The organism is Thalassospira sp. HF15, assembly GCF_011806525.1.
Taxonomy (GTDB): Bacteria; Pseudomonadota; Alphaproteobacteria; order Rhodospirillales; family Thalassospiraceae; genus Thalassospira.
Genome location: NZ_JAAVKI010000006.1, coordinates 23,659 through 44,639, shown reverse-complemented (window position 1 = coordinate 44,639; position 20,981 = coordinate 23,659). Strand labels below are relative to the sequence as shown.

Genomic DNA, 20,981 nt, shown 5'->3' with positions numbered 1-20,981 from the left:
CATGGTCGTCAGGATTTGTTTTCCGGTCTGTTGAGATCAAGGGACGCACGAAAGATATCCGTACCGCGATTGAACTTCGGCAACAGGGCCTCATATTCCTTGCGCAGCCAGCTATAGGTCGTGAGCGTCTCAAGCTCGATGGTGCGATAGCCTTCCGGGACGCCTCCGGTCTGACTGAGCGAGAAATCGTCAATCAACAAACCATCCAACCGACCATGACGCAGCATACGCAACATCATGCCCGCGCCCCCCGGCACCGTCATAATGTGGGCAAGTCCGACCAGTTCCTGTTCTCCACGCTCATCACCGAGCCAGACGCCGATCTCCTTGTCCTTGAGATCACTCAGCGCCTGCACGGTTTCATCCGCAGTAACCAGAAGACTTTTCGGACGACCAACAACGACACCACCGGCAACAAGCGGCACGCCGGCCGACTTTTGAATGGTGTCGCCACTGGCAAAAACACCGTCAATTTCGCCGCGTTTAAGCGAGATAGCCGTGCGCTTATTGGGCAACCAGACCGGTTGCACGCACAATCCGGCCTCGGCCATCGCCGCGCGATAACGTTCGGCAGAGCGAACATGATCAGCCATTTCCGGCAAGGCGATTTTGAGACAGACGTCGTCCTCTGCCTTTGCCGATGGCAGCAATTCAAAGGAAAGGATTACGGCTGCCAGCAAGATGACAGCATACATGCACGACCGAATGATCGCAGTGGGCTTACGAAGCGCCATGGTATCACCCCCAAGGCAACATTTGTCCCGTCGTTGCGAGACATGTTGCTTAACCTTCCTGTGTGCCCGCCGTCACTGAGTGCGGTCGGATCATTTTCATTGGTTCTTGATTTCGGCTTTTGCCGTTATGGGAAAACTATAAGCGCAATTGCAAAGCCCCTGCAAGCGCGCCTTCCTGCCAAATACAATTCAAACGTATAGGTATCGGCACAAGATTCTGGTGTGCCGAACGCGAACGTCATTTCATGCATTGGTGTTGCTAGGGGCCATGCATCGCGATGCGGAAAAACAAGGCAACGCAGACAAAGCCGACCGAAAAATTTAAGTATTTACGTTTTCTGACTGTACCAAGCTATCATTCGGTCACGATACTTAGCCGTACCAGCGTCAAATTTTGCCAGAAGATCGGCATGTTCTGCATGAAGCCAGCTATAAACCGAAAGCTTGGTTACGGGCACCTGAACAAAACCGTCAGGCACGCCACCGAGAACGTCGATTGAGAAACCATTCAACAGCATGCCATCAATACGCCCTTTCTCGAGCATCTTGTTCATCATTGTCGGTCCCCTCGGCACACGCACGATATGATCGTAATCTGCGAGCAAGTCTTCTGACCAAGAGGCACCAAGCCAGACACCAATGTCTTCGGTGGTCAATTCCGAAATAGTGTGCGGCCCATCCTCTTTAACCACCAAAAAACCCTCCTGCTCAGCCACAAGAACTGTCCCATGGATAACAGGTACCCCCAGCTTCCGCTCGAACTGTTTAAGCATGGCAAACACGCCATCAACCTGATGATGGCGCATGGCCATGAAAGCCCGTGCATTGGGCATTGGGACGGGGTCCACACACAGTCCCGCCTCGCGCATTATTGTCCGATAAAGTTCCGCTCCGGCCGGGTCGATGGCAGCTTCAGGAAAAGCAATTCGAAGACAGGTCTGCTCCGCCTTTGCATTTGGCAAAAATGCAAAATAAAGAAAAAGCGCAACGAAGCTTATCGTCGAAAAAACAGAGGTTCTTACAAACCGGCGTAATTGAAGACACATCATTGTAGGCTCCCACGGCACCAACTAACTGTTGAACGACCGTATCCCGGGAAGTTCGGCTTGTGCTTGGATCACAAGTCGTGTCATGCGGATCTTCGTGATCCTTTGAAAAGAAGAATATATTGAAGTCCGTCAATCACCTAGCACCAAGTGCCAGCTTTGCATGGATCCCACGATATCCATCCAATAGAACCGCTGCGCGCAATGTTAATTCTGCAGTGCGCTGAGATAATCGCTGGTCCCTTGATCAAACTGCGGCTTCAAGTCAGCAAACTCTGCCTTCAGCCAGCTATGCACTTCAAACTCAGCAACCGTGACGGCTTTGTAGCCCGCGGGCACACCACCGGAAAGTCCAAGGGAATAGGCATCCGCCAGCATTGCATCAATGCGGCCTTCGGCCAGCATCTGCTGTAACATTTTTGTTCCGCGTGGCACTTTGACAACATTGTCATAGTCATCAACAAGTTTGGTGCACCATGTCGCCCCCAATGGAACGCCAAGGATCTGGTCGCTTAGATCAGCCACACTCTCAACCGGGCCTTCACGCACAATCAGATATCCGGCCAGAGTACCAAGAAGAACATCACCGGGAACCATTGGCATGTTGACCAATCGGGGCAAATCTTCACGCGCGGCAAAAACGCCATCAATCCGGCCCGATCTCAGTGCGGAAAGTGCGCGAATTTGCGGCATGGCCTGTGGGTAAACACACAGCCCTGCATTCCTCATCACTTGCTGATACAGGTCGAGTTTTTGCTGGCTAATGTCGATTTCCGGCAAAGCGATCCGAAGGCAATTCGGATCCGCACTGGCAGATGGCAACAGGCGGAAAGACAGCAAAAGGGCAACAAAACAAATCGTTGCAAAAGCACAGGTTTTGGCAAATCTGTGCTTTGAATAGCACGCCATACATACCCCCACGGCGTTTGAATTTTTGCTTTGTTGCCGCATCCGACGGCTTTAACGGCATTCGGTCGGGAACTTGGTTCAGGCCTTGTTGACCTCTTATGCTAAAAGATAGGTTGGATCACGCACGTTGACCAGTGCGAACAGCCCGTTTTACCCAGTTCAGTGAGATATTTTTGCAACTGAAACTACCGCAACTTGCAAACCGGGGACTCTGATAACCGACATGTTGTAAACAGGCTTTCGTCCCCCCGTAGCAAACGAAGGGAACAAGCACGGCTGCCAGAAGTTACACAAAGTAGTCTTCTCTGATCATGGAAAGCAGTGCATGCCCTTTGACCTCGGCCAGCAGTCGCTTGGCATCATCATAGTGACCTTTGCAATCTGCACACTGATTATCGGGTTTGCCGGAACGCGCCTTGCCGGCATTGCCGTTAAATTGGCCGAGCGCACAGGTATGGGGCAAATCATCGCCGGTGCGCTGTTTGTTGGCATGTCCACCAGCCTGCCGGGAAGTGTTCTGTCTGTCACCACCGCGTGGCAGGGGCATACCGATCTTGCGATCGGCAATGCACTTGGCGGGATTGCCGCGCAGACAACCTTTCTGGCGATTGCCGATCTGGTGTATCGCAAGGGCAATCTGGAACATGCCGCAGCCAGCGCGACCGGACTTGCCCAGACAACCTTGCTTGTCAGCATGCTTTCGATACCGATCCTGGCCTATGCCGGGCCGGAATGGATGATCTTTCATATCCACCCGGCCTCCATCCTACTGTTTGTCATTTACGGGTTTGGTCTAAGCCTTTTGTCGGAAATCCGCGATGAACCGATGTGGCACCCCAAGAAAACCGACCTGACCGAAGAAGACGCCAAACATGACGGGGCCGACAGCCATCCGGAAAGCTCCGCACGGCTGTGGGGGGAGTTTCTTGCCTTCGCCCTTCTGACTGCCATTGCCGGTCACGTCATCGGTCAGGCCGGACTTGCGATTGTCGATAAAACCGGCATCAGTGAAACTGCCGTCGGCACATTCCTGACCGCGATTTCAACATCCTTCCCGGAATTCGTATCGGCCATTGCAGCAGTGCGCATGGGGGCGGTCAATCTGGCGGTTGGTGACATCATTGGTGGCAATGCCTTTGACGTGCTGTTCCTGGCGGCATCCGACTTCGCCTATCGCGATGGATCGATCTACGCCGCCTTTACCGACCAGCACCTGTTTACCATCGCACTGGTCATTCTGATGAGCGGGGTATTGTTGCTCGGCATGCTGAACCGCGAACGGCAAGGCATTGGCAATATCGGCTGGGAAAGTGTCGCGATGCTGGCACTTTATGGGGGATCCGCATTCTATTTGGCGGGGTAAGCGATAAAGCGTTAACCGTCTCGACCTACGTCACCCGCTGATCAGCGTACCATTATTTGCATTTCAAATGCGCATTTTTATCTGTAGAATGAATTCATGCAGTTAAACCGTTTCACTGATTATGCGCTGAGAGTCATGATGCATCTGGCAACCGCTAATGGTCGCCTGATGTCGACACGCGAAATTGCCGCCATCCATGACGCCAAATACAACCATCTTGCAAAGGTCACCCAGTGGCTGGCGAATGAAGGTTATATTGAGACAATCCGCGGGCGCAGTGGCGGGATCGCACTGGCACGGCAACCTGATCAGATTTGCATCGGAACGCTCGTGCGCAAACTTGAAAGCCAGACTGCCCTTGTTGAATGTATGCGCGAAGATCGTGGCAACTGTCGGCTGGCTGCTGCCTGTGGCCTTGCGGTCGTTCTTAAAGACGCAGAAGAGTCGTTTTTCAAGACGCTCGATCAGGTCACACTTGCAGATGTTTTAAAACGTCAGAGCGGCATGTTCGATCTTTTGCTTAGCATGAACGCCGAATAAATCATTTTATCTCAGACCATTAGACTGAATCCACTCAGTTAAAAGTGCGACACCGTAAAATTGGTATTTACAATGCGCATTTACAGTAATATATGCATTTAGAATACTTATTAAGAGGTCGCCATGAAAACTGTTGATGAAATACCCCCGCAAAGAATCACAGAGCTGCTGTCGGTATTCTATGGGCGCGTGCGCAAGGACCCCGAACTTGGACCGGTCTTTAACGACATTGTCGAAGATTGGACCGAACACCTCGCCCGTCTGGAAGATTTCTGGTCGTCACTGATGCTGGCATCGGGTCGCTACAAGGGAAATCCGCTTGTCATGCATACGCTGCATTCTGATCGAATTACCGCAAAAATGTTTGATCGCTGGCTTGAAATATGGACAGCCACCACGAACGAAATGCTGTCACCAGACATTGCCATGATCATGCAGACAAAGGCCCAGCGCATTTCGTCCCGGCTAAAGGCCGTCATGTATGAACCGTGTCACGGACACCAGCATGTCGACATTCATCCCTAACACATCACCGCAAGCGCTCCGGCAAGGTGCCTAACTTCGCTTGCTTCCATCAAGTTTTCAGATGTCCCGGCTCTTTTCGCAAAGCGCCGAACCGTCACCCCTGTCTTCAACCATAGCCTGAAAGAGTTTTTGCAATGTCAAACGCCCTCTCTGCACGCACCATTGAATTGGTAAAATCAACCGTCCCTGTGCTTTCCGCACGGGGCAGCGACATTACGACAGTGATGTATGGAAAACTGTTCCAGGATGATCATATCCGTGCGCTTTTCAATCACTCGAACCGAGGTAAAAACGGATCACAGGTCCATGCCCTGTCTGCTGCGCTGATCGCCTATGCACAGAATATCGACAATCTGGATGCAGTGGTCCCGGTTGTTGAGCGCATCTCCCATAAGCATATCGGCTATCACATTTTGCCCGAACATTACGAATATGTTGCCCGCGCGCTTCTTGCTGCCATTGAAGAAGTCCTTGCACCGGATATCTCCCAGGAAGTTCTTGCGGCTTGGGGAGAAGCGTATTGGTTTCTGGCCGACATCCTGATCAATCGCGAAGCAGACATTCGCAAAACACTTGAAAGCAGCAAGGGTGGTTGGAATGGATGGCGCGAATTCACCATATCGAGCAAGCAGCAGGAAAGTGACGTGATCACGTCCTTTACGCTGTCGCCTGTCGATGGCTTGCCCGTTCTGGCCCATCGTCCGGGACAGTATCTGACGCTGCGGCTTACCCTTAAGGATGAACGCTCGATAAAGCGCAACTATTCGATATCCTGCGCGCCGAATAACGACCACTATCGCATTTCGGTCAAACTCGAACCAAACGGCCAAGGCGGATCGCGCTTTTTGCATGAAACAGCAAAGATTGGCGATGTCATCGAATTGACCCCGCCCGCGGGTGATTTCTTCCTGCCTGATGAACCTGAACGTCCTGTTGTGCTGCTGTCGGCTGGTGTCGGCCTGACGCCGATGGTCAGTATTGCAGAAACCATCGGCGCGCATTACCCGGATATCGAGGCCTATTATGTCCATGGCGCACTTAACAGCCGAACCCATGCGATGGACAAACATGTCCGTCAGATCGCCCAACAGCATGGAAAGATGTCTGTCATGACGTTCTACAGCGAACCGACGAACGATGATGTCTGCGGGAAAACGCATGATCAGGATGGATATATTTCACCAGACTGGCTCTCGGCCAACACCCCGCTTCACACTGCCGACTTTTTCCTGTGTGGCCCCAAACCGTTCCTGCGCACAATGGTAACTGCACTTGCACAACGCGGTGTTGCAACCAACCGCATCCATTACGAGTTCTTCGGCCCCACCGACGAAAACATTGCAGCGTAAGCAAAAAAAACAAGGCGTCTGAACAACAGACGCCTTGTTTGTTTCCGTATTCCGCGACGCCCGCGCGGCTAGAGCACTTCCTTGACCTTGGTCGCGAGGTCTTTGAGAGAGAACGGCTTGGGCAGGAAGTGCACACCGTTTTCTTCATCAAGCTCATCGCGGTAGGTATCTTCGGCGTAGCCCGAGATAAAGATGACTTTCAGTTCCGGCTTTTGTTCGCGCAGCATGCGGATCAGGGTCGGGCCGTCAATGCCCGGCATGACAACGTCCGAAATCACCAGATCAATCACCTTGTCGGTGTTGTTCAGCACCTCAAGCGCGTTGTCGCCATTATTGGCTTCAAGCACGTCATAGCCCTTGCTGCGCAGGGCCCTGGCACCGAATGTTCGGACTGCATCCTCATCCTCGACCAGAAGGATCGCACCCGTCCCGGTCAGATCGCGTGACGGGGTTTCCTCGATCACCGCCTGCGTTTCAGCAAGCTCTTCTTCGGAGGCCTCATAACGCGGCAGATAGATGGTAAAGGTTGTACCCTTGCCTTCCTCGCTGTTGACCGCAATGAAGCCGCCGGTCTGTTTGACGATGCCATAAACCGTCGAAAGGCCAAGACCGGTGCCCTCGCCGCGCTCCTTGGTCGAGAAGAAGGGCTCGAAAATGCGGGTGAGGTTTTCTTTTGGAATGCCGATCCCGGTATCGGTAACCTTGATGCCGATATAGTCGCCCGGTGGTATGACCTCGGTCCCGGTTGCGGTCGGCTCGTCGATGATTTCGGTGCTGGTCTGAACGGTCAGCGTTCCACCCTCGCCCGCCATGGCATCACGCGCATTGACGACAAGGTTGATGATCACCTGATCAAGCTGGCCCGGATCAACTTTGACCAAGCCAATATCGCGGCCATGGCTGACCTTCAGATCGATCTTCTCGCCAATCAGGCGGCGCAGAAGATTGGACATCTCGGCCAGGGCATCAGTGATATTGATGATTTTCGGCTGCAAGGTCTGACGGCGCGAGAACGCCAGAAGCTGCCGGACAAGGTTGGCAGCACGGTTGGCATTCTGCTTGATCTGCATGATATCGGCAAAGCTCGGATCGCCCGGCCCATGCCGCGACAGCAACAGATCACAGAACCCGATCATTGCGGTCAGAAGGTTATTGAAGTCGTGCGCCACCCCACCGGCAAGCTGTCCAACAGCCTGCATTTTCTGGGACTGGGCAAATTGTTCCTCAAGGTTCTTCTGTTCGGTCGTATCAAGGAAGTTCAAAAGCAACGCACCGGCTTCACCCGAACGGCCTGCGACACGTTGCAGATAGATCTGCGCGGCAACCCCGCGTGAACCGGCAAGGCGGGCTTCGATCTGTCCGCCCTTGCCCATGCCCATCACGGCCTTCGACAAATAGCGCGCCACTTCGTCGCGGTCTTCAGGCAGGATCAACTCAAGGATGGAGCGCCCGACAACCTTGTCATGATTTTGTCCGGCCGTGACAATGAAGGACCGGTTGGCATCGGTCACCGTGCCCGACATATCAGCCAGAACAATCGAAAGCGGGCTTTCATCAAAGAACCAGCGCACCCGGCGTTCGGTTTCGGCCAGCGCGTGTTCCCATTCATGGGCAGGCATCGGATCGGGGAAGATCACGGCCTGACTGCGTACCGGACCGGTGCCCGGCGCATTGATCGAATGGGTCACAAAGCAGCGAATGGGCTCGCCACCGGCCACCTTGAACTTGACCTCGCCATTGACCCCGTCGCCAACGATCAGATCGGCAAGTTCGACGGAACCATTGTTAAAGTCTTCGGGCTCCCCGCCAAGCCAGCTTGCCAGACGGCGGTTGAGGTACAGAATGCGGCCTTCTTCATCCAGCCCGCACACCCCGACCGGCAAACGTTCGATCATCTGATCGGCATGCTCAAAGCCGCTTTGCGCCGCTGCAACCGGCAGGTTGGCCGCCATTTCGGTGGCCTGAGGTGCTGAGAGGGCAAAGCTCTTCTGGGGGTCTGAGGGCGGCAGGAGCAAGGACGCATCGCTATCGGCGAGAACGACACTATCCACACCGTCGACGGTCCACAGCATCTGGCCGGCACGCGCATTCGCCGCAGTCACCGAAATGCGCAGACACGCACCGGCAGGCGATTTGGACTTATCAGGCTTGCTGTCATCCTGTTCGCCATCATCGGCGTTTTCGCCGCCATCCTTATCCGAGGCAGCGTTGTCTGATTGAAGTTTTTCGGAGCGCGAAAGATCGACAAACATCTGTCCGCCTTCGCCGCGCATGGCGCGCGTACGGAGCTCTGCAAGTTCGTCACTGCCAATCCCGAGGAAGGACAGACGTGCCTCAAGCGCGGACAACATGTCCGACCCCGCATCAATGCCGAGCTTGGATGAAAAGGCCGGGTTGGCATAAAGCGTCTTGCCATAGGCATCAATCAACGCAACGCCGATGTCGGATTTCGCAAAACCGGAAATCAGCGGCCCAAGGCCATCATGCCCGCCATTGCGCAGCTTTGCCGACAGGGACAGCGACGCAACCGCCACAACAGCGACACCGGTGACCATCGCCCCGATAATCCACATCAGGCGCGCATCAAGACCCGCCTTTGCCAACACGTCCATCAGGACGAAGACAAACGCAACAAATGCGACACTTACAGCAAGGATAAGTCCCCGAAACAGCACGCGACCGCCTTTAACGACAATAACTTAACAAAATAGTCTATACTTTTAGCTGCTTATCGCCCAACTGGCTACCGACAAGTTTGTCGTCCATCACACAGCCCGGCAATCACCCAAACCGAACGCAACGCCCGCAAAATATGCGAAAGGCAGGAACCAAGAATGGTCCTGCCTTTCGAAGATTACAATCCCGCGGTTTCAGGTCACGATTTTGCTGTGATCAATACCTAGCGGCTCAGACGCTTAACCTGCGCTTCATCGAGTTTGATGCCGTCGAATTCAACGCTAACTCCCTCGTCGCTTACATTGCGTACGATGGCACTTACAGGTTTGTTCAAACCAGGAAGTTCAACTTCGACCTTGGTGCCCGAAGCAATTCTCTCATTGCACGAGAGCTTCGCCCCGCGTTCGGAGATGTTTTCAAGCCGCGCCTTCGATGCCTTACCGCCAAAGCTGATAGTCACATCCTTCGAGGCGCGATGACGGGTCGAAGAGCGACGATCAACATCAGAGGTCGAAGTCCGGACAACTTCGACGAGCACATTGCGAAGATCTCGCACAGCATGTGCGACCTTCTCGGAAAGAGCGCCAACCTCGGCGGCAAGTCGCCCCGTGCCCGATGCTTCTTCGGAAACCTCATTGATCCGACTCGAAACTTCACGGGATGCATCAGCGGTTTCGTTTACATTACGTGCGATTTCCGATGTTGCAGCACTCTGTTCCTCGACGGCAGCCGCAATCGCGGTCGAAACTTCATCCATTTCGTGGATTTTCTCGGCGATGGTTGCCACTGCGGTAACGGCGGAATCCGTCACCGCCTGAATTTCCGCAATTTGACGGGTAATTTCATCGGTCGAACGGCTGGTCTGCGTTGCCAGATTCTTGACTTCCTGCGCAACCACGGCGAAGCCCTTGCCTGCATCACCGGCACGGGCGGCCTCGATGGTGGCATTCAAGGCAAGAAGGTTGGTCTGCTCGGCAATGCCGGAGATCAACTCCACTACCTCGCCAATACCACGCACGCTGTCTGCCAGCTGCGAGACAGTTGCTTCTGTCGTGCGGCTGGCCTCAACAGCGTCTTCACTGACCCGATTGGCACGTGAAATCTGACCATTGATTTCGCCCAGCGAAGAGTTCAGTTCTTCACCGGCACCGGCAACCGCTTCTACCGTCGCCAGTGCCTGTTCAGAGGCCGCAGCAACGGTCTGGGAATTGCCCTGAACAAGGTCGGCAGAACTCGACATGCGATGGGCCGCCTCGGCCAGTTCGCCGGTCTGTCCGGAAATGGTTTCGACCACACGGCGGGTTTCATTTTCAACCCGCTCGGCCATTTCCATCAGAGACTGGCGGCGCTGCTTTTCGGATTCCAAGCGATCAGCTTCTTGCTGTTCGCGCATTTTAAGGTTGTTCAAACCAGTTTCGCGGAAAACGTGCATAACCCGAACCAGATCGCCGACTTCGTCACTACGCTTGGTTTCGGTGAGTTTGACGTCATATTTGCCATCAGCCAGTTGCGCCAGCGTGGTCACGCTTTCGGCGACCGGTGCTGAAATGCGGCGATGCATGACCCAGGCAATCAATGCACAAACAATGATCGATGCAATGGTCACTGCAGTTGTCAGAACGAAAACAAACTCAACATTGCGTTCAAGACCCTGAAGCTTGTCGACCAGGGCTTGTTCGATTGAGATACTATAGGTATCGGTGTACTCGACAGCAACTTCAAGCGCCGCAGCAAGGTTTGCCGCAGCATCATCAAAGTTGCCCATCATCTTGTTGCCAACTTCAGGACCACCGTTGATATAGCCCTGCGCCATTTCCTTGCCAGCGGCATAATAAGCCGGAAACGCGGCCTCGACCTGTTCAAGGGATGCTAGCAACTCATCCTGCCCCAGCTTTTCAGCCAGAGCTTTTGCTTTTGCCAAGTTTTCTGCCAATGCCTGTGCAGCGATTTCGGCCTCGTCAAAGCCGTCATTGAGGCCATCAAGCCCACGGGTCGCAGAAATATCGGTCAACCATTGCTGAACCTGAACAACATTAAAGCGCGCGCCCTCAATCGCCTTAATCAGGCTTGGAACATCCGTACTGACAACCACACCAATATCGGCAGCTTCATGGGTCGCACGACGGCTCTCGCTGTTGACTATACCTATACCAAAAGCTACCGCGATCAGCATGACGACGATAATCGCGTTCGACAGGGCTATCTGCCCGGCAATCCTCAATTTCATAAAGACATTCCCGTTAGAAAAGGCACATATTTTTGCACTGGATTAGGCATTTATAGCCGACCGTATAGTGTCAAAAACACGCAATGGGAACCACTAATTTGCTTCTACCACCTATGCGGCAATTACCGATCGCGGCAAATCGTTGCAAGCAAAAGGTATTATAGTATTACAGAAAGTAATTTTTATAGATCAGACGCCCCTAAGAAGCTGACTATCCAAGCTTCTTGCCGCGTTGACGGAAAACGAACGAGATGATCTCGGCGACGGCCTTGTAATGTTCAGGCGGAATTTCCTGATCAATCTCAACGGTCGCAAACAAGGCACGGGCGACTGGCGGGTTTTCCATGATGGTGATGTCGTGTTCCTCGGCGACTTCGCGGATCTTGAGGGCGACATTGTCCTGGCCCTTGGCGATGCACATCGGGGCACCCATGGTATCGATGTCATATTGCAGGGCGACGGCGAAGTGCGTCGGGTTGGTGATGACGACGTCGGCCTTTGGCACGTTTGACATCATGCGCTGCTGGGCACGCTCCATCCTGATCTGGCGGACCTTCGCCTTGATCTCCGGGCTACCTTCCGTCTGCTTGAACTCGTCCTTGATCTCCTGCTTCGACATTTTCATTTTCTCGTTGAACTCGTACTTCTGATAGGCGAAGTCGAGCCCGGCAATCACGGCGGTCAAAGAGACCGTCGCGATCAGCAGAATAATGATCATGTCATAAAGACGTTCAAGCGTCAGACCGAGCGACTGCTGTGGATACAGCTCCACATCGAAAAGTTCGGGCATAATTACCAGTGTCAGCACGACAGCGACCAGGATGATCTTGCTGACATTCTTGACGAACTCGACCAGACTTTTCATCGAAAAGAGGTTTTTAAGTCCGCTAAGCGGATTGAGCTTGTCTGGCTTTGGCTCGATGCGTTCGAGCGCAACAACAATCCCGTTTTGAATGACATGCCCGGCGGCGGCAAAAAACATCAACAGGACAAACGGAATACCCAGCACCCAGAGCATGCCCAAAATGACGCCCTGAAACAGGTCAGGGAATCCCGCCTGCGAGACATCAAATGTGTGAGGATGCGCAAGAAAACCGACGGCCAGATCACGCACCTCGGCTGCCATAGTCGGGCCCAGCATGGTCATGACAAGACCACCGCCGAACAAGATCATGAAGTTACCGACTTCCTTGGAAACCGCCACCTGACCTTTTTTTCGCGCGTCCTCAAGCTTTTTACTTGTGGGGTCTTCTGTCTTTTGGCTGTCGTCTTCTTCTGCCATCGGCACACCCATGCTTGGCAATACCGGGCAAACATCTGCCCGTCACGGCCTTACGGACTAAGAAACGCCTCAAGCCCGTTCTCGAAATATGCAAGATAAACCATCATCATGGATGGCAGGGCCAAGGTCAATAAAAGCAGTGCAATCGCAATCTGTATGGGCATTGCGACAAAGAACACCGGCAATTGCGGCATCAGTTTATTTAGGAGGCCAAGTGCGATCTGCAAGCAAATCGCCACCACAAGGAACGGTGCTGACAACTGCGCGGCGATGACGAAACTGTTGTTGAGCGCATTGGCAAAAAACTCGCTCATATCACCGACCGGCAAGACTCCACCGGGCGGAAACAAAGTATAGCTTTCAAACACTGCCTGGATCATCAGATGATCCATCCCGGTTGCAAACAACAGCACGAGGCCGATCTGCAGCAGTAAATTGCCGGTCACAGCACTTTGCGCCCCAGATAGCGGATCTGCAGTGAAGGCGTTCGCCATCGATGAGAGGTACGCAATAATCGAGCCGGCAGTCTGCAAGCCCGCCATCATAACCTGCGCAAACAGGGCAAAGAACAGTCCGACGGTGACCTCATAGCCGATCCCGACCAGTAGAGACGCGGCATCAGCCGGTTGCGGCGGGAAAAGTGGCCCAGCCAGTGGTGAAATCACCACCGCCACCCAAAAAGCGAATAAAAGCCGGGCACGTGGCGGCACCGCGCGCGAACCAATTCCCGGCATAAAGGCAAAGGCCGCCCCCACCCTGGCGAAAGTCATCAGGACGACGTAAACATTCAGCGTAAGAAGTTCTTGAAGATCCATGTGTCTTCGACTGCCTTACAAGTTCACGCTGGCAAATCCACGCTGGCGTGCGGCGGGTTTAGCGCTAATTGGGCAACCCGATAAAGTGGTCAACCATCCGGCCCATGAATTCTATCATCTCGGTCATCATCCATGGCAACAAGACCAGCAGGGCAACAAAGATCACCAGAATCTTTGGCACGAAGGTCAGTGTCATTTCCTGAATCTGTGTGAGGGCCTGAAACAGGGCGATGATCAGGCCAACCCCCAATGCAATCAGCATCAACGGCGTGGTGACTTTCAGCAGTGTCCACACCGCGTCATAGGCCACATCCATGATTTCAGCTTGATCCATCGGGTCTTCCTGTTTCGCCGTCTTGTCATGCGGGCCACATCGGGCCTTTATCCTTCATACAGGATTTATCACGGGTTTTGCCATGATTTCCTGTCTTATCAATCGCTTCGTTGTGGATCGGCCCAAAAGAACAAAAAACCGCACGAATGAACGCGCGGCTTTATCACTCATGTCTGCAACTGCCGATCAGACCGGCATGTTCAGGATGCTCTGATAAGCTTCGACGGCCTTGTCACGCACCGAAACCACGGTACGCAGGGTTACTTCGGCAGCAGAAACGGCCGTGACGACTTCGTGAAGTTCGGCATCGCCGGTAACAGCCTTCTGGGTCATTTCCTCGCTCATGGCCATGGTGTCGCGGGCATCGTATGCCGCGCCCTTGACCATGTCGGCAAAACTTTCCCCCGGGTTCACGGATTGCCCGGTACCAGTCACGGTTTCCGTAACGGTATTGGTCTTGCCGGCCGCCGCATTGCGGTAGGCAGAAATGGCATCGTTGAAGCTTCCGACCATGGGTATCAATCCTTAAACGTGTTCTTGCCCGACTATATCGGCTGCTTACTGCAGGATATCAAGGGTCTTGAGCAACATGCTGCGCGACGACTGGATCACATTGAGGTTGGCCTCATAGGAACGCTGTGCTTCGCGCATATCCATCATTTCGACCAGTCTTTCAACGTTCGGGGTCTGGACATAACCCTGATCGTTCGCAGCCGGATGACTTGGTTCGTACTTCATACCAAAATCGGAACGATCAAGCATTACCTTATTGACCTTGACCATCTCGACCCCGACTTCGCGGTCCATGACATTCTTGAAAGTCAGGAGCTTGCGGCGATACGGATCCTGGTTCGGGCCCGTCGGCAGACTGTCTGCGTTGGCAACGTTTTCTGCTGCAACCCGAAGACGGGTACCCTGTGCGCGCATGCCAGCAGCAGAGATTTTAAAAGCCTTGTAAAGTTCCATGGTTCTTACTCTCTACCGGTTAGCGGCCAAGGGCCGAAATGAACATCGTTTTCTGTTTGGCATACAGACGGGTCATGGTCTGATAATCGACCTGATTTTCGTTCATCTTGACCATCTGTTCTTCAAGGATGACGGCGTTTTTGCCCGGTGCGACTTCATAGTTCTTGCGCACTTCCTCGTCCTTGAAGTTCTGCGGTTTGTTAAGACCCTGACTATGGCCCGGCGTGGTCGCCTGCATCGCAAGGATGAACTGGCGGTCGCGGCCGATATTCTTCGGGTCGAATTCCTTGAGATCGTTGGCGCGATAGTTTGGCGTATCGGAGTTGGCAATATTCTGCGCGATGACTTCCTGACGCTGTGTCAGCCAGTCCATCTTCTCTTTGAGATTGGCGAACATGCCAAGTTTGCCGATATCCATTTCCTGCTCCTTGTCTGCGCGGGTTCGAGTATTAAGTGCGCGGGTAAAGCCGAAGTTAACATTGCGCCCTGATCGGACCGGGATTTTCCGAAGGGCCGTTTTTGCCGCCCCGATAAATCCTGCAAACACAAATGCACGTAGCGTGCCAAAACCAAAAACAGCGTTGAAATCGCCCGTAAATAGGTCTAATCACTGCGAGCACTAGACCCCGCCTATGAAACCGGGCATATTGGGCGCGTCTGATGAATATTTGTCATCAATCTATCAAAACCGGGAACTTGCATGCTCTATCTCACACGAAAAGTCGGCGACTCCGTTGTCATTGATGACAATATTGAAGTCACTGTCGTTGAGGTCCGTGGCAAGACCGTGAAGCTTGGCTTCACCTTCCCCGAGGACGTGCAGGTCCTGCGTCGCGAACTCTATGACCGCATTCAGGAAGAAAACCGTTCGGCCGCAGTCAGCGAAGACCTTATTCGCCACCTCGGTACTGTTGGCCCGTCCGACAAAGCGGCTTCTGACAAAAAAGCTGATGCGGATGCCAAGGACGATTCCAGCGACGACTAGGTCATTTGTGCCACCCCAGCACAGCTGAACACCTTAAACCTTTCTGCAGAGCAACCAACACACGCGTGCAGGACTTTTGGCACGTTTGCTTTCAGTTGCTTTTCCTTGTTCAAGATCGTCACGTTTGTCTCGACAACGATTTGTTGACCATCTCGGGTCTATGGTCGAACCTGTCTGGGGCGCATGCGCTGGCAGACGCGGCAAACCGTCCTGAATTGAAGGACCGTATGAACGGGAAAAAGCCCACCTATGACATCACCGACCAACCGGTAAGCAAGACGGAAAATCTTGCCGCGCCGGGTGCGCATGACCAAAAGGCGGTCGCGCTGCGGTACCGGCATGGGCGGGATAACGCCCCGACGCTAAGTGCAAAGGGCGAAGGTAGCGTCGCGGAACAGATATTGCAGGTGGCGTTTGCCAACGGCATCAAGGTCCGCAAGGATAGCGACCTTGCCGAAATTCTGATGGCTGTGGATGTCGAAAGTGAAATCCCGCTCGAAGCCTTTGCAGCCGTCGCCGAGATTTTGAACTATATATACCGGATCAATCGCATTTATGGTGGTCCGTCACGCAGCCAGTCCGATCCTGAAGATCAGATCTTGGCCACACCAAAAGATGACGTAAACGGGGAAGGCCGATCATGAGCCCAGAACAGTACAAGCCCGATCAGTTCAAGAACGACCTGAAACGTGTCCTGTCATTGATCCGGACCGGACAGCGGTATCTTGAAGACGGGAAAGTGGTTGAGCTTTCGGCCCTTGAAAGCCGCATTGCCGATCTGTGCGAACAGGCCCACACGCTGGCCCCGGACCAGCGCAAGGAAGTCGCCCCGCTGCTTGCCGCACTGACCGAGGAACTCGGACAGTTTGAAGCCCGGATGGAGAAGGAATATAGCGACATCCAGCGCCAATTACGCGGCATCAGCAATACCGCACAGGCAACAAATGCCTATGCACAGGCTGCTCGCACCAAATAGGAAAATCACCCAAGGTGCTTAGTTTAAACCGGCCTTTGGGAACAAGGCATCTGGATGCTGCCTTGCCTGACCTTGTGCGGCACGGTAAACAGAAACACGAAGACGGGTAATCACTGCGGTGATGGACCTGCCACCTGAGCGTCACAGGTTGTAGACGGGGAAAACTGCCTAATGGAACTGAGCGCCTATTTCCGGTTTGTCGCCGCCCTGCTTTTTGTGCTGGGGATTATTGGCGTCTTTGCGCTTCTGGCCCGGCGGTTTGTTCCCGGTGCGCGCAATATCAACCGACGTGGTTTGAAACGCCGGTTGTCGGTTGTTGAAGTTGTTCCGGTGGATACCAAACGCCGTCTGGTTTTGCTCAAACGCGATGATACCGAACATCTGGTGATGCTGGGCCCGAACGGCGATACCGTGGTCGAACGCAATATCGGCACCCATTTCAGTGAAATACTTGGCAATCAGGGCCCGTCAGACGAAACCATATCGCCTGAAGGCAGCGAAATTGCCACCGACGCCCCAAAGGACGTCGATCCGACTGACAGGAATGCGCCTGCATGAACCATGATACCCCATCAGCCCGCACACCGTATGTGAAACCGGCGAAGACCGGCTGGCGTGCCCCGCGCTGGTTGACGCTCTGTGCGATCTGGTCCCTGATCCCGCTGATCGCCATCATGGCGGGCGGCGATACCGTGCAGGCACAGACATTCAATTTTGATCTGGGCGATGGGCCCGGGGTGACGTCATCTGGTCGTCTGATCCAGTTGATCGGCCTGATTACGGTCCTGAGCATCGCGCCCGCCATCCTGATGATGGTGACGTCCTTTACCCGTATCATCGTAGTCCTCAGCCTGCTTCGAACTGCCCTTGGTATTCAGCAGTCACCACCAAACCAGGTCCTGATCAGCCTGGCGATGTTCCTGACCCTGTTTATCATGATGCCGACACTTGAACGGGTTTGGGACGAAGGTCTGCAGCCGATGATCAACGGCAATATTGATGAATTCGAGGGCTTTGAACGATCCGTCCAACCTGTCCATGACTTCATGATGACCCAGGTGCGCGAGCGCGACCTTCAGCTTTTCGTCAATCTGGCTGGCATCGAACAAGTCACCGCGCCCGAGGATATCCCGCTGCGTTCCCTGATCCCGGCATTCATGATCAGTGAATTGCGCCGTGCGTTCGAAATCGGCTTCCTGTTGTTTATCCCGTTCCTGATCATCGACATGGTCGTCGCCAGTATCCTGATGTCGATGGGTATGATGATGCTGCCACCGGTCATCATTTCCCTGCCATTCAAGCTCATCTTCTTTGTGATGGTGGATGGCTGGTATCTGATTGCAGGTTCTCTGGTCGAGAGTTTCGGTGGATAGGTCGGCGGGCCAAAAACGTTACATCCCGGACCAACAGAAAAAGCAGCCTGTCTCAGCTTTCGAGATAATCTCGCAGGCGATAGTACCAGATCGCAATCGTGGCATAGGCGCGGTGCATGTCATGTGCAATCAATGGGCTGATGTCACGAAACCGCAGCGGCAAAGGCGTATCCGGTGCCAAGAGGTTATCGGCAATCGCCTTGCCAAGCGACGTCGACAGAGCCACACCACGACCGTTATACCCCACCGCCATTGTCATATTCTCGACCGGTCGATGCAGATGAGGAAAATGGTCATAGGTCATGGCAAGCCTGCCCGCCCAGTAAAACTCAAGCGGTACTGACTTCACCCACGGGTAGTAGGCGTGAAGCTCCGAGATGATCTCCTGGAATGCAGCACGACTGACAGGATCAGTAAAGGTGCCACGTCCCCCGATCATCAGCCGCCCGCCCGGGCCGATGCGAAAATAATTGCCTATACGCCGGCTGTCAGAAACAGGCGTTTTGGTTGGTAGTACTTTCGCAAGCTGTTCTTCGCCAAGAGGTGCGGTTGCCACCTGAAAACTGTTTACCGGAATCAGGCTTTTACGCAGTTTCGGGAACAGATCGCCGGAATACCCGTTTGTCGCAACCACCAGATGGTCGCTTTTGATCGATGCATTGGTATCAGCAATCTCGGCATGCCATTTCCCCGAGACGCTTTTGACACGCTGTACCACTGCCGGTGCAAACACCTGACATCCTGCCCCCTGTGCAGCACGGGTCAGCCCACGGATATATTTCAGCGGGTGGAGCTGACCGGCACGGTTGTCAAACCAGCCACCAACAAGGCGTTCACTTCCCGTCAGAGACTGAATTTCTGTGGTGTCGAGCATCCTGACATCCGCCCCGCGCGATTGCCATTCGCGCATACGGGTCTCAAGCCAGCCAAGATGGTCGCGCTTTACCGAACCCTGTATCCAGCCGCTTGGCGTGGCATCGCAGTCAATGCCGTGCTGCTTGATCAAATCAAAGGTTGTCTCGGCAGTCTTACCCACAAACTCGGTCGTGTATTCACCGTAAAGCTGATCTAACGTGTCGGGGTCATGTTTAAGCCCCGGTATAACCTGCCCGCCATTGCGGCCTGATGCACCAAAGCCCGGCCGCACGGCATCAACAACAATCACTGATGCCCCGCCCTTGGCAAGTTGAAGCGCGCATGACATGCCGGTGAACCCGCCACCAATAATCATGACATCACAAACATGTTCCCCCTTGGGCGATACGGTTTCGGGGGCATCACTTGCGGTGGCTTCCCACAGCGATGTCAAATCATCTTTCATTGGGACCTCGGTGGCTGGGCCTTACGGCTCAAGACAATAATGCTGGGAATTAACAGTTTGATTTTAAAACCTTAGCCCAGAATTCCAAGATATCAATACATTCCTGTATGCTGACAAGGGTGCAACTGCAAAAGCAACGGCAGAGAAGTCGGCAGAACAAATAAAAAAGCCGTCTGCACTGCAGGACGGCTTTTGGTATTCCCTGGACTTGGGCTTTGATACCCAACGAACATCCGGCCCTAACCGTTGCGGCGGCCGGCTTTGAAAACATCCTGTTCAAGCGGCTTGAGGCCGAAACTGCCCCGGCGCGGACCGGGATTATCGGCCACATACTTTTCTGCCACCTGACGTTCCTTTTCGCTCATGCGGGCGTGGATCGCCCCCATTTCGCGCTGTGCCTGACTGCCTTCGGTCGGTGCCGACATTTTCAGCCAGTAATAGGCCAGAATATTGTCCTGATCGACGCCGCTGCCAATCGCATAAAGACGCCCAAGGGCCGCCTGCCCGTTTGCCGATCCCTTGCGGGCCGCGCGTTCGTACCAGGTTGCCGCACGCAGCATATCGACGGGCACGCCAAGGCCATGCTCGTACATCACACCAATCAGGTGATACCCGCCCGGATGGCCGAGCTCCGCCAGATCCATGGCAAGATCAAGCGCATTGGCATAATCAGGTTCACGGTGCGGCACACCGAAAATCTGTATCTGGGTCATCTGGTATTTCGCAGATGCATCCCCCTGATCAACCGCATGGCTCAGCATCTTCCAGCCGCGATTAAACAGCTTCAGATCCGATGAATGACAGAAATACATCGCAAGGTTGGCCTGCGCATAGGCATCCCCCTCGCTTGCGGCGAGTTCAAACCAACTGATGCTTTCCGCAATATTACGTTCCGCACCAAGTCCGACACCAAGGGCATAACCAAGCGCAGACGCGGCTTCAACACTGCCAGCACGGGCCGCACGCATATTGAATTCAAATGATTTCGACGGATCGCGACGAACACCGCGCCCTTCGAGATAAAGGTATGCCAATACACTGGCTGCGGACGGGTCATTGAGTTCGCTGGCGCGTTCGAAATAGGCAACAGCCTTTTCGTCGTCCTGCGCAACACCCCAGCCGTTCAAATAGCACACACCAAGGTTATAAAGGGCAGCGACAGAGCCAAACTCAATCGCTTCCTCAAACCAGTGCGCGGCCGTTTCGGCATTTTCCTGGACACCCAGGCCCTTGGCATAGAGGTAGCCAAGGTTATTGGCCGAGACCGGGCCACCAGCAGCGGCTTCTTCGTTAAACCAGTAAGCGGCTTCGCGATACCATTGCTGACCTTCGCCAAGATCCTCGGCAACGCCGAGTCCCTTGCTGCGCATATAGCCATAGCAAACAGCCGCAAACGCCCGGCTTTGACGGTGAATCTGGTCAAGAATGCGGCGGGTCGCGGACTCATCACGCGGCATCCCGTCGCCCAGATAATGCTTTTGGGCAAGCGAAAGCTGGGCGAAAATGTCCTTTTCGACATTCGCCTCGTCGTAATAGACCATTTTAAGTGCACGATCCATC

General features: G+C 54.0%; 22 protein-coding genes. 9 read left to right on the top strand and 13 right to left on the bottom strand.

All coding sequences use genetic code 11. From position 1 onward, the window contains the following. Positions 1–8 precede the first annotated feature (8 nt). The 3 genes from HED22_RS14270 to HED22_RS14260 form a co-directional block, all read right to left on the bottom strand. Positions 9–734 (bottom strand): hypothetical protein, encoded by a 726-nt coding sequence (locus HED22_RS14270; protein ID WP_167723393.1) that lies wholly within the window; start codon positions 732–734, stop codon positions 9–11. A 329-nt stretch (positions 735–1,063) separates the two neighbouring features. Continuing rightward, a complete protein-coding gene (locus HED22_RS14265; protein WP_167723391.1) occupies positions 1,064–1,783 on the bottom strand; it encodes a transporter substrate-binding domain-containing protein in 720 nt (239 codons plus the stop codon). Between the two features lie 204 nt (positions 1,784–1,987). After that, a complete protein-coding gene (locus HED22_RS14260; RefSeq protein ID WP_167723389.1) occupies positions 1,988–2,689 on the bottom strand; it encodes a hypothetical protein in 702 nt (233 codons plus the stop codon). A 325-nt stretch (positions 2,690–3,014) separates the two neighbouring features. On the opposite strand from HED22_RS14260, the gene HED22_RS14255 reads away from it, so the two are divergent. The 4 genes from HED22_RS14255 to hmpA all read left to right on the top strand — a co-directional run bounded on the left by HED22_RS14255 (position 3,015) and on the right by hmpA (position 6,466). Continuing rightward, positions 3,015–4,052, top strand: coding sequence for a sodium:calcium antiporter (locus tag HED22_RS14255; RefSeq protein ID WP_167723387.1), 1,038 nt, complete (start codon positions 3,015–3,017; stop codon positions 4,050–4,052). Positions 4,053–4,148: 96 nt separating this feature from the next. Then, the gene (locus HED22_RS14250) at positions 4,149–4,592 is read left to right on the top strand and encodes an Rrf2 family transcriptional regulator (protein WP_167723385.1); all 444 of its coding nucleotides are present in this window, start codon (positions 4,149–4,151) and stop codon (positions 4,590–4,592) included. A 123-nt stretch (positions 4,593–4,715) separates the two neighbouring features. Next, positions 4,716–5,117, top strand: coding sequence for a group III truncated hemoglobin (locus tag HED22_RS14245; RefSeq protein ID WP_167723383.1), 402 nt, complete (start codon positions 4,716–4,718; stop codon positions 5,115–5,117). 134 nt (positions 5,118–5,251) lie between these two features. Then, positions 5,252–6,466: an NO-inducible flavohemoprotein gene (gene hmpA, locus HED22_RS14240; RefSeq protein ID WP_167723381.1), complete on the top strand. Its 1,215-nt coding sequence runs from the start codon at positions 5,252–5,254 to the stop codon at positions 6,464–6,466. A 68-nt stretch (positions 6,467–6,534) separates the two neighbouring features. Here hmpA and HED22_RS14235 read toward each other — a convergent pair whose 3' ends face one another. The 8 genes from HED22_RS14235 to flgB all read right to left on the bottom strand — a co-directional run bounded on the left by HED22_RS14235 (position 6,535) and on the right by flgB (position 15,184). Next, positions 6,535–9,141 (bottom strand): PAS domain-containing sensor histidine kinase, encoded by a 2,607-nt coding sequence (locus HED22_RS14235; protein WP_167723378.1) that lies wholly within the window; start codon positions 9,139–9,141, stop codon positions 6,535–6,537. Between the two features lie 224 nt (positions 9,142–9,365). Then, the gene (locus tag HED22_RS14230; RefSeq protein ID WP_167723376.1) at positions 9,366–11,369 is read right to left on the bottom strand and encodes a methyl-accepting chemotaxis protein; all 2,004 of its coding nucleotides are present in this window, start codon (positions 11,367–11,369) and stop codon (positions 9,366–9,368) included. Positions 11,370–11,580: 211 nt separating this feature from the next. Then, positions 11,581–12,651: a flagellar biosynthesis protein FlhB gene (flhB, locus tag HED22_RS14225; RefSeq protein WP_167723374.1), complete on the bottom strand. Its 1,071-nt coding sequence runs from the start codon at positions 12,649–12,651 to the stop codon at positions 11,581–11,583. 50 nt (positions 12,652–12,701) lie between these two features. Continuing rightward, positions 12,702–13,466, bottom strand: coding sequence for a flagellar biosynthetic protein FliR (gene fliR, locus HED22_RS14220; protein ID WP_167723372.1), 765 nt, complete (start codon positions 13,464–13,466; stop codon positions 12,702–12,704). A 64-nt stretch (positions 13,467–13,530) separates the two neighbouring features. After that, on the bottom strand, positions 13,531–13,800 hold the full coding sequence (gene fliQ / locus HED22_RS14215; RefSeq protein WP_062955487.1) for a flagellar biosynthesis protein FliQ: 270 nt from the start codon (positions 13,798–13,800) through the stop codon (positions 13,531–13,533). A 186-nt stretch (positions 13,801–13,986) separates the two neighbouring features. Then, positions 13,987–14,313, bottom strand: coding sequence for a flagellar hook-basal body complex protein FliE (fliE, locus tag HED22_RS14210; RefSeq protein WP_167723370.1), 327 nt, complete (start codon positions 14,311–14,313; stop codon positions 13,987–13,989). 45 nt (positions 14,314–14,358) lie between these two features. After that, entirely contained in the window at positions 14,359–14,766 is a 408-nt protein-coding gene (gene flgC, locus HED22_RS14205; protein ID WP_167723368.1) for a flagellar basal body rod protein FlgC, read from the bottom strand. Positions 14,767–14,785: 19 nt separating this feature from the next. Further along, complete coding sequence (flgB, locus tag HED22_RS14200) at positions 14,786–15,184, bottom strand: flagellar basal body rod protein FlgB (RefSeq protein WP_044829526.1); 399 nt, start codon at positions 15,182–15,184, stop codon at positions 14,786–14,788. 282 nt (positions 15,185–15,466) lie between these two features. On the opposite strand from flgB, the gene csrA reads away from it, so the two are divergent. The 5 genes from csrA (at position 15,467) to fliP (ending at position 18,100) form a co-directional block, all read left to right on the top strand. Then, positions 15,467–15,751: a carbon storage regulator CsrA gene (gene csrA, locus HED22_RS14195; protein WP_167723365.1), complete on the top strand. Its 285-nt coding sequence runs from the start codon at positions 15,467–15,469 to the stop codon at positions 15,749–15,751. A 227-nt stretch (positions 15,752–15,978) separates the two neighbouring features. Next, positions 15,979–16,395 (top strand): EscU/YscU/HrcU family type III secretion system export apparatus switch protein, encoded by a 417-nt coding sequence (locus HED22_RS14190; protein ID WP_167723363.1) that lies wholly within the window; start codon positions 15,979–15,981, stop codon positions 16,393–16,395. After that, complete coding sequence (locus HED22_RS14185; protein WP_167723361.1) at positions 16,392–16,727, top strand: hypothetical protein; 336 nt, start codon at positions 16,392–16,394, stop codon at positions 16,725–16,727. The genes HED22_RS14190 and HED22_RS14185 overlap by 4 nt, the downstream gene beginning before the upstream one ends. 171 nt (positions 16,728–16,898) lie before the next feature. After that, a complete protein-coding gene (locus HED22_RS14180; protein WP_167723359.1) occupies positions 16,899–17,285 on the top strand; it encodes a flagellar biosynthetic protein FliO in 387 nt (128 codons plus the stop codon). Further along, the gene (gene fliP, locus HED22_RS14175) at positions 17,282–18,100 is read left to right on the top strand and encodes a flagellar type III secretion system pore protein FliP (protein WP_175581257.1); all 819 of its coding nucleotides are present in this window, start codon (positions 17,282–17,284) and stop codon (positions 18,098–18,100) included. Before HED22_RS14180 ends, fliP begins: the two co-directional genes overlap by 4 nt. Positions 18,101–18,152: 52 nt before the next feature. Here fliP and HED22_RS14170 read toward each other — a convergent pair whose 3' ends face one another. Together HED22_RS14170 and HED22_RS14165 are read right to left on the bottom strand one after the other, a co-directional pair. Continuing rightward, positions 18,153–19,421 (bottom strand): FAD-binding oxidoreductase, encoded by a 1,269-nt coding sequence (locus tag HED22_RS14170; protein ID WP_167723357.1) that lies wholly within the window; start codon positions 19,419–19,421, stop codon positions 18,153–18,155. Between the two features lie 239 nt (positions 19,422–19,660). Next, positions 19,661–20,980 carry an SEL1-like repeat protein gene (locus tag HED22_RS14165; RefSeq protein ID WP_167723355.1) on the bottom strand — a complete coding sequence of 440 codons (1,320 nt, stop codon included), beginning with the start codon at positions 20,978–20,980 and terminating at the stop codon, positions 19,661–19,663. Between the last annotated feature and the right edge of the window lies 1 nt (position 20,981).

What these genes read in the sequence shown, in the direction of transcription:
- HED22_RS14270 (WP_167723393.1), bottom strand. Translation starts at nt 734, where the DNA reads ATGGCGCTTCGTAAGCCCACTGCGATCATTCGGTCGTGCATGTATGCT.
- HED22_RS14265 (WP_167723391.1), bottom strand. Translation starts at nt 1,783, where the DNA reads ATGATGTGTCTTCAATTACGCCGGTTTGTAAGAACCTCTGTTTTTTCG.
- HED22_RS14260 (WP_167723389.1), bottom strand. Translation starts at nt 2,689, where the DNA reads ATGGCGTGCTATTCAAAGCACAGATTTGCCAAAACCTGTGCTTTTGCA.
- HED22_RS14255 (WP_167723387.1), top strand. Translation starts at nt 3,015, where the DNA reads ATGCCCTTTGACCTCGGCCAGCAGTCGCTTGGCATCATCATAGTGACC.
- HED22_RS14250 (WP_167723385.1), top strand. Translation starts at nt 4,149, where the DNA reads ATGCAGTTAAACCGTTTCACTGATTATGCGCTGAGAGTCATGATGCAT.
- HED22_RS14245 (WP_167723383.1), top strand. Translation starts at nt 4,716, where the DNA reads ATGAAAACTGTTGATGAAATACCCCCGCAAAGAATCACAGAGCTGCTG.
- hmpA (WP_167723381.1), top strand. Translation starts at nt 5,252, where the DNA reads ATGTCAAACGCCCTCTCTGCACGCACCATTGAATTGGTAAAATCAACC.
- HED22_RS14230 (WP_167723376.1), bottom strand. Translation starts at nt 11,369, where the DNA reads ATGAAATTGAGGATTGCCGGGCAGATAGCCCTGTCGAACGCGATTATC.
- flhB (WP_167723374.1), bottom strand. Translation starts at nt 12,651, where the DNA reads ATGGCAGAAGAAGACGACAGCCAAAAGACAGAAGACCCCACAAGTAAA.
- fliR (WP_167723372.1), bottom strand. Translation starts at nt 13,466, where the DNA reads ATGGATCTTCAAGAACTTCTTACGCTGAATGTTTACGTCGTCCTGATG.
- fliQ (WP_062955487.1), bottom strand. Translation starts at nt 13,800, where the DNA reads ATGGATCAAGCTGAAATCATGGATGTGGCCTATGACGCGGTGTGGACA.
- fliE (WP_167723370.1), bottom strand. Translation starts at nt 14,313, where the DNA reads ATGGTCGGAAGCTTCAACGATGCCATTTCTGCCTACCGCAATGCGGCG.
- flgC (WP_167723368.1), bottom strand. Translation starts at nt 14,766, where the DNA reads ATGGAACTTTACAAGGCTTTTAAAATCTCTGCTGCTGGCATGCGCGCA.
- flgB (WP_044829526.1), bottom strand. Translation starts at nt 15,184, where the DNA reads ATGGATATCGGCAAACTTGGCATGTTCGCCAATCTCAAAGAGAAGATG.
- csrA (WP_167723365.1), top strand. Translation starts at nt 15,467, where the DNA reads ATGCTCTATCTCACACGAAAAGTCGGCGACTCCGTTGTCATTGATGAC.
- HED22_RS14190 (WP_167723363.1), top strand. Translation starts at nt 15,979, where the DNA reads ATGAACGGGAAAAAGCCCACCTATGACATCACCGACCAACCGGTAAGC.
- HED22_RS14185 (WP_167723361.1), top strand. Translation starts at nt 16,392, where the DNA reads ATGAGCCCAGAACAGTACAAGCCCGATCAGTTCAAGAACGACCTGAAA.
- HED22_RS14180 (WP_167723359.1), top strand. Translation starts at nt 16,899, where the DNA reads ATGGAACTGAGCGCCTATTTCCGGTTTGTCGCCGCCCTGCTTTTTGTG.
- fliP (WP_175581257.1), top strand. Translation starts at nt 17,282, where the DNA reads ATGAACCATGATACCCCATCAGCCCGCACACCGTATGTGAAACCGGCG.
- HED22_RS14170 (WP_167723357.1), bottom strand. Translation starts at nt 19,421, where the DNA reads ATGAAAGATGATTTGACATCGCTGTGGGAAGCCACCGCAAGTGATGCC.
- HED22_RS14165 (WP_167723355.1), bottom strand. Translation starts at nt 20,980, where the DNA reads ATGGATCGTGCACTTAAAATGGTCTATTACGACGAGGCGAATGTCGAA.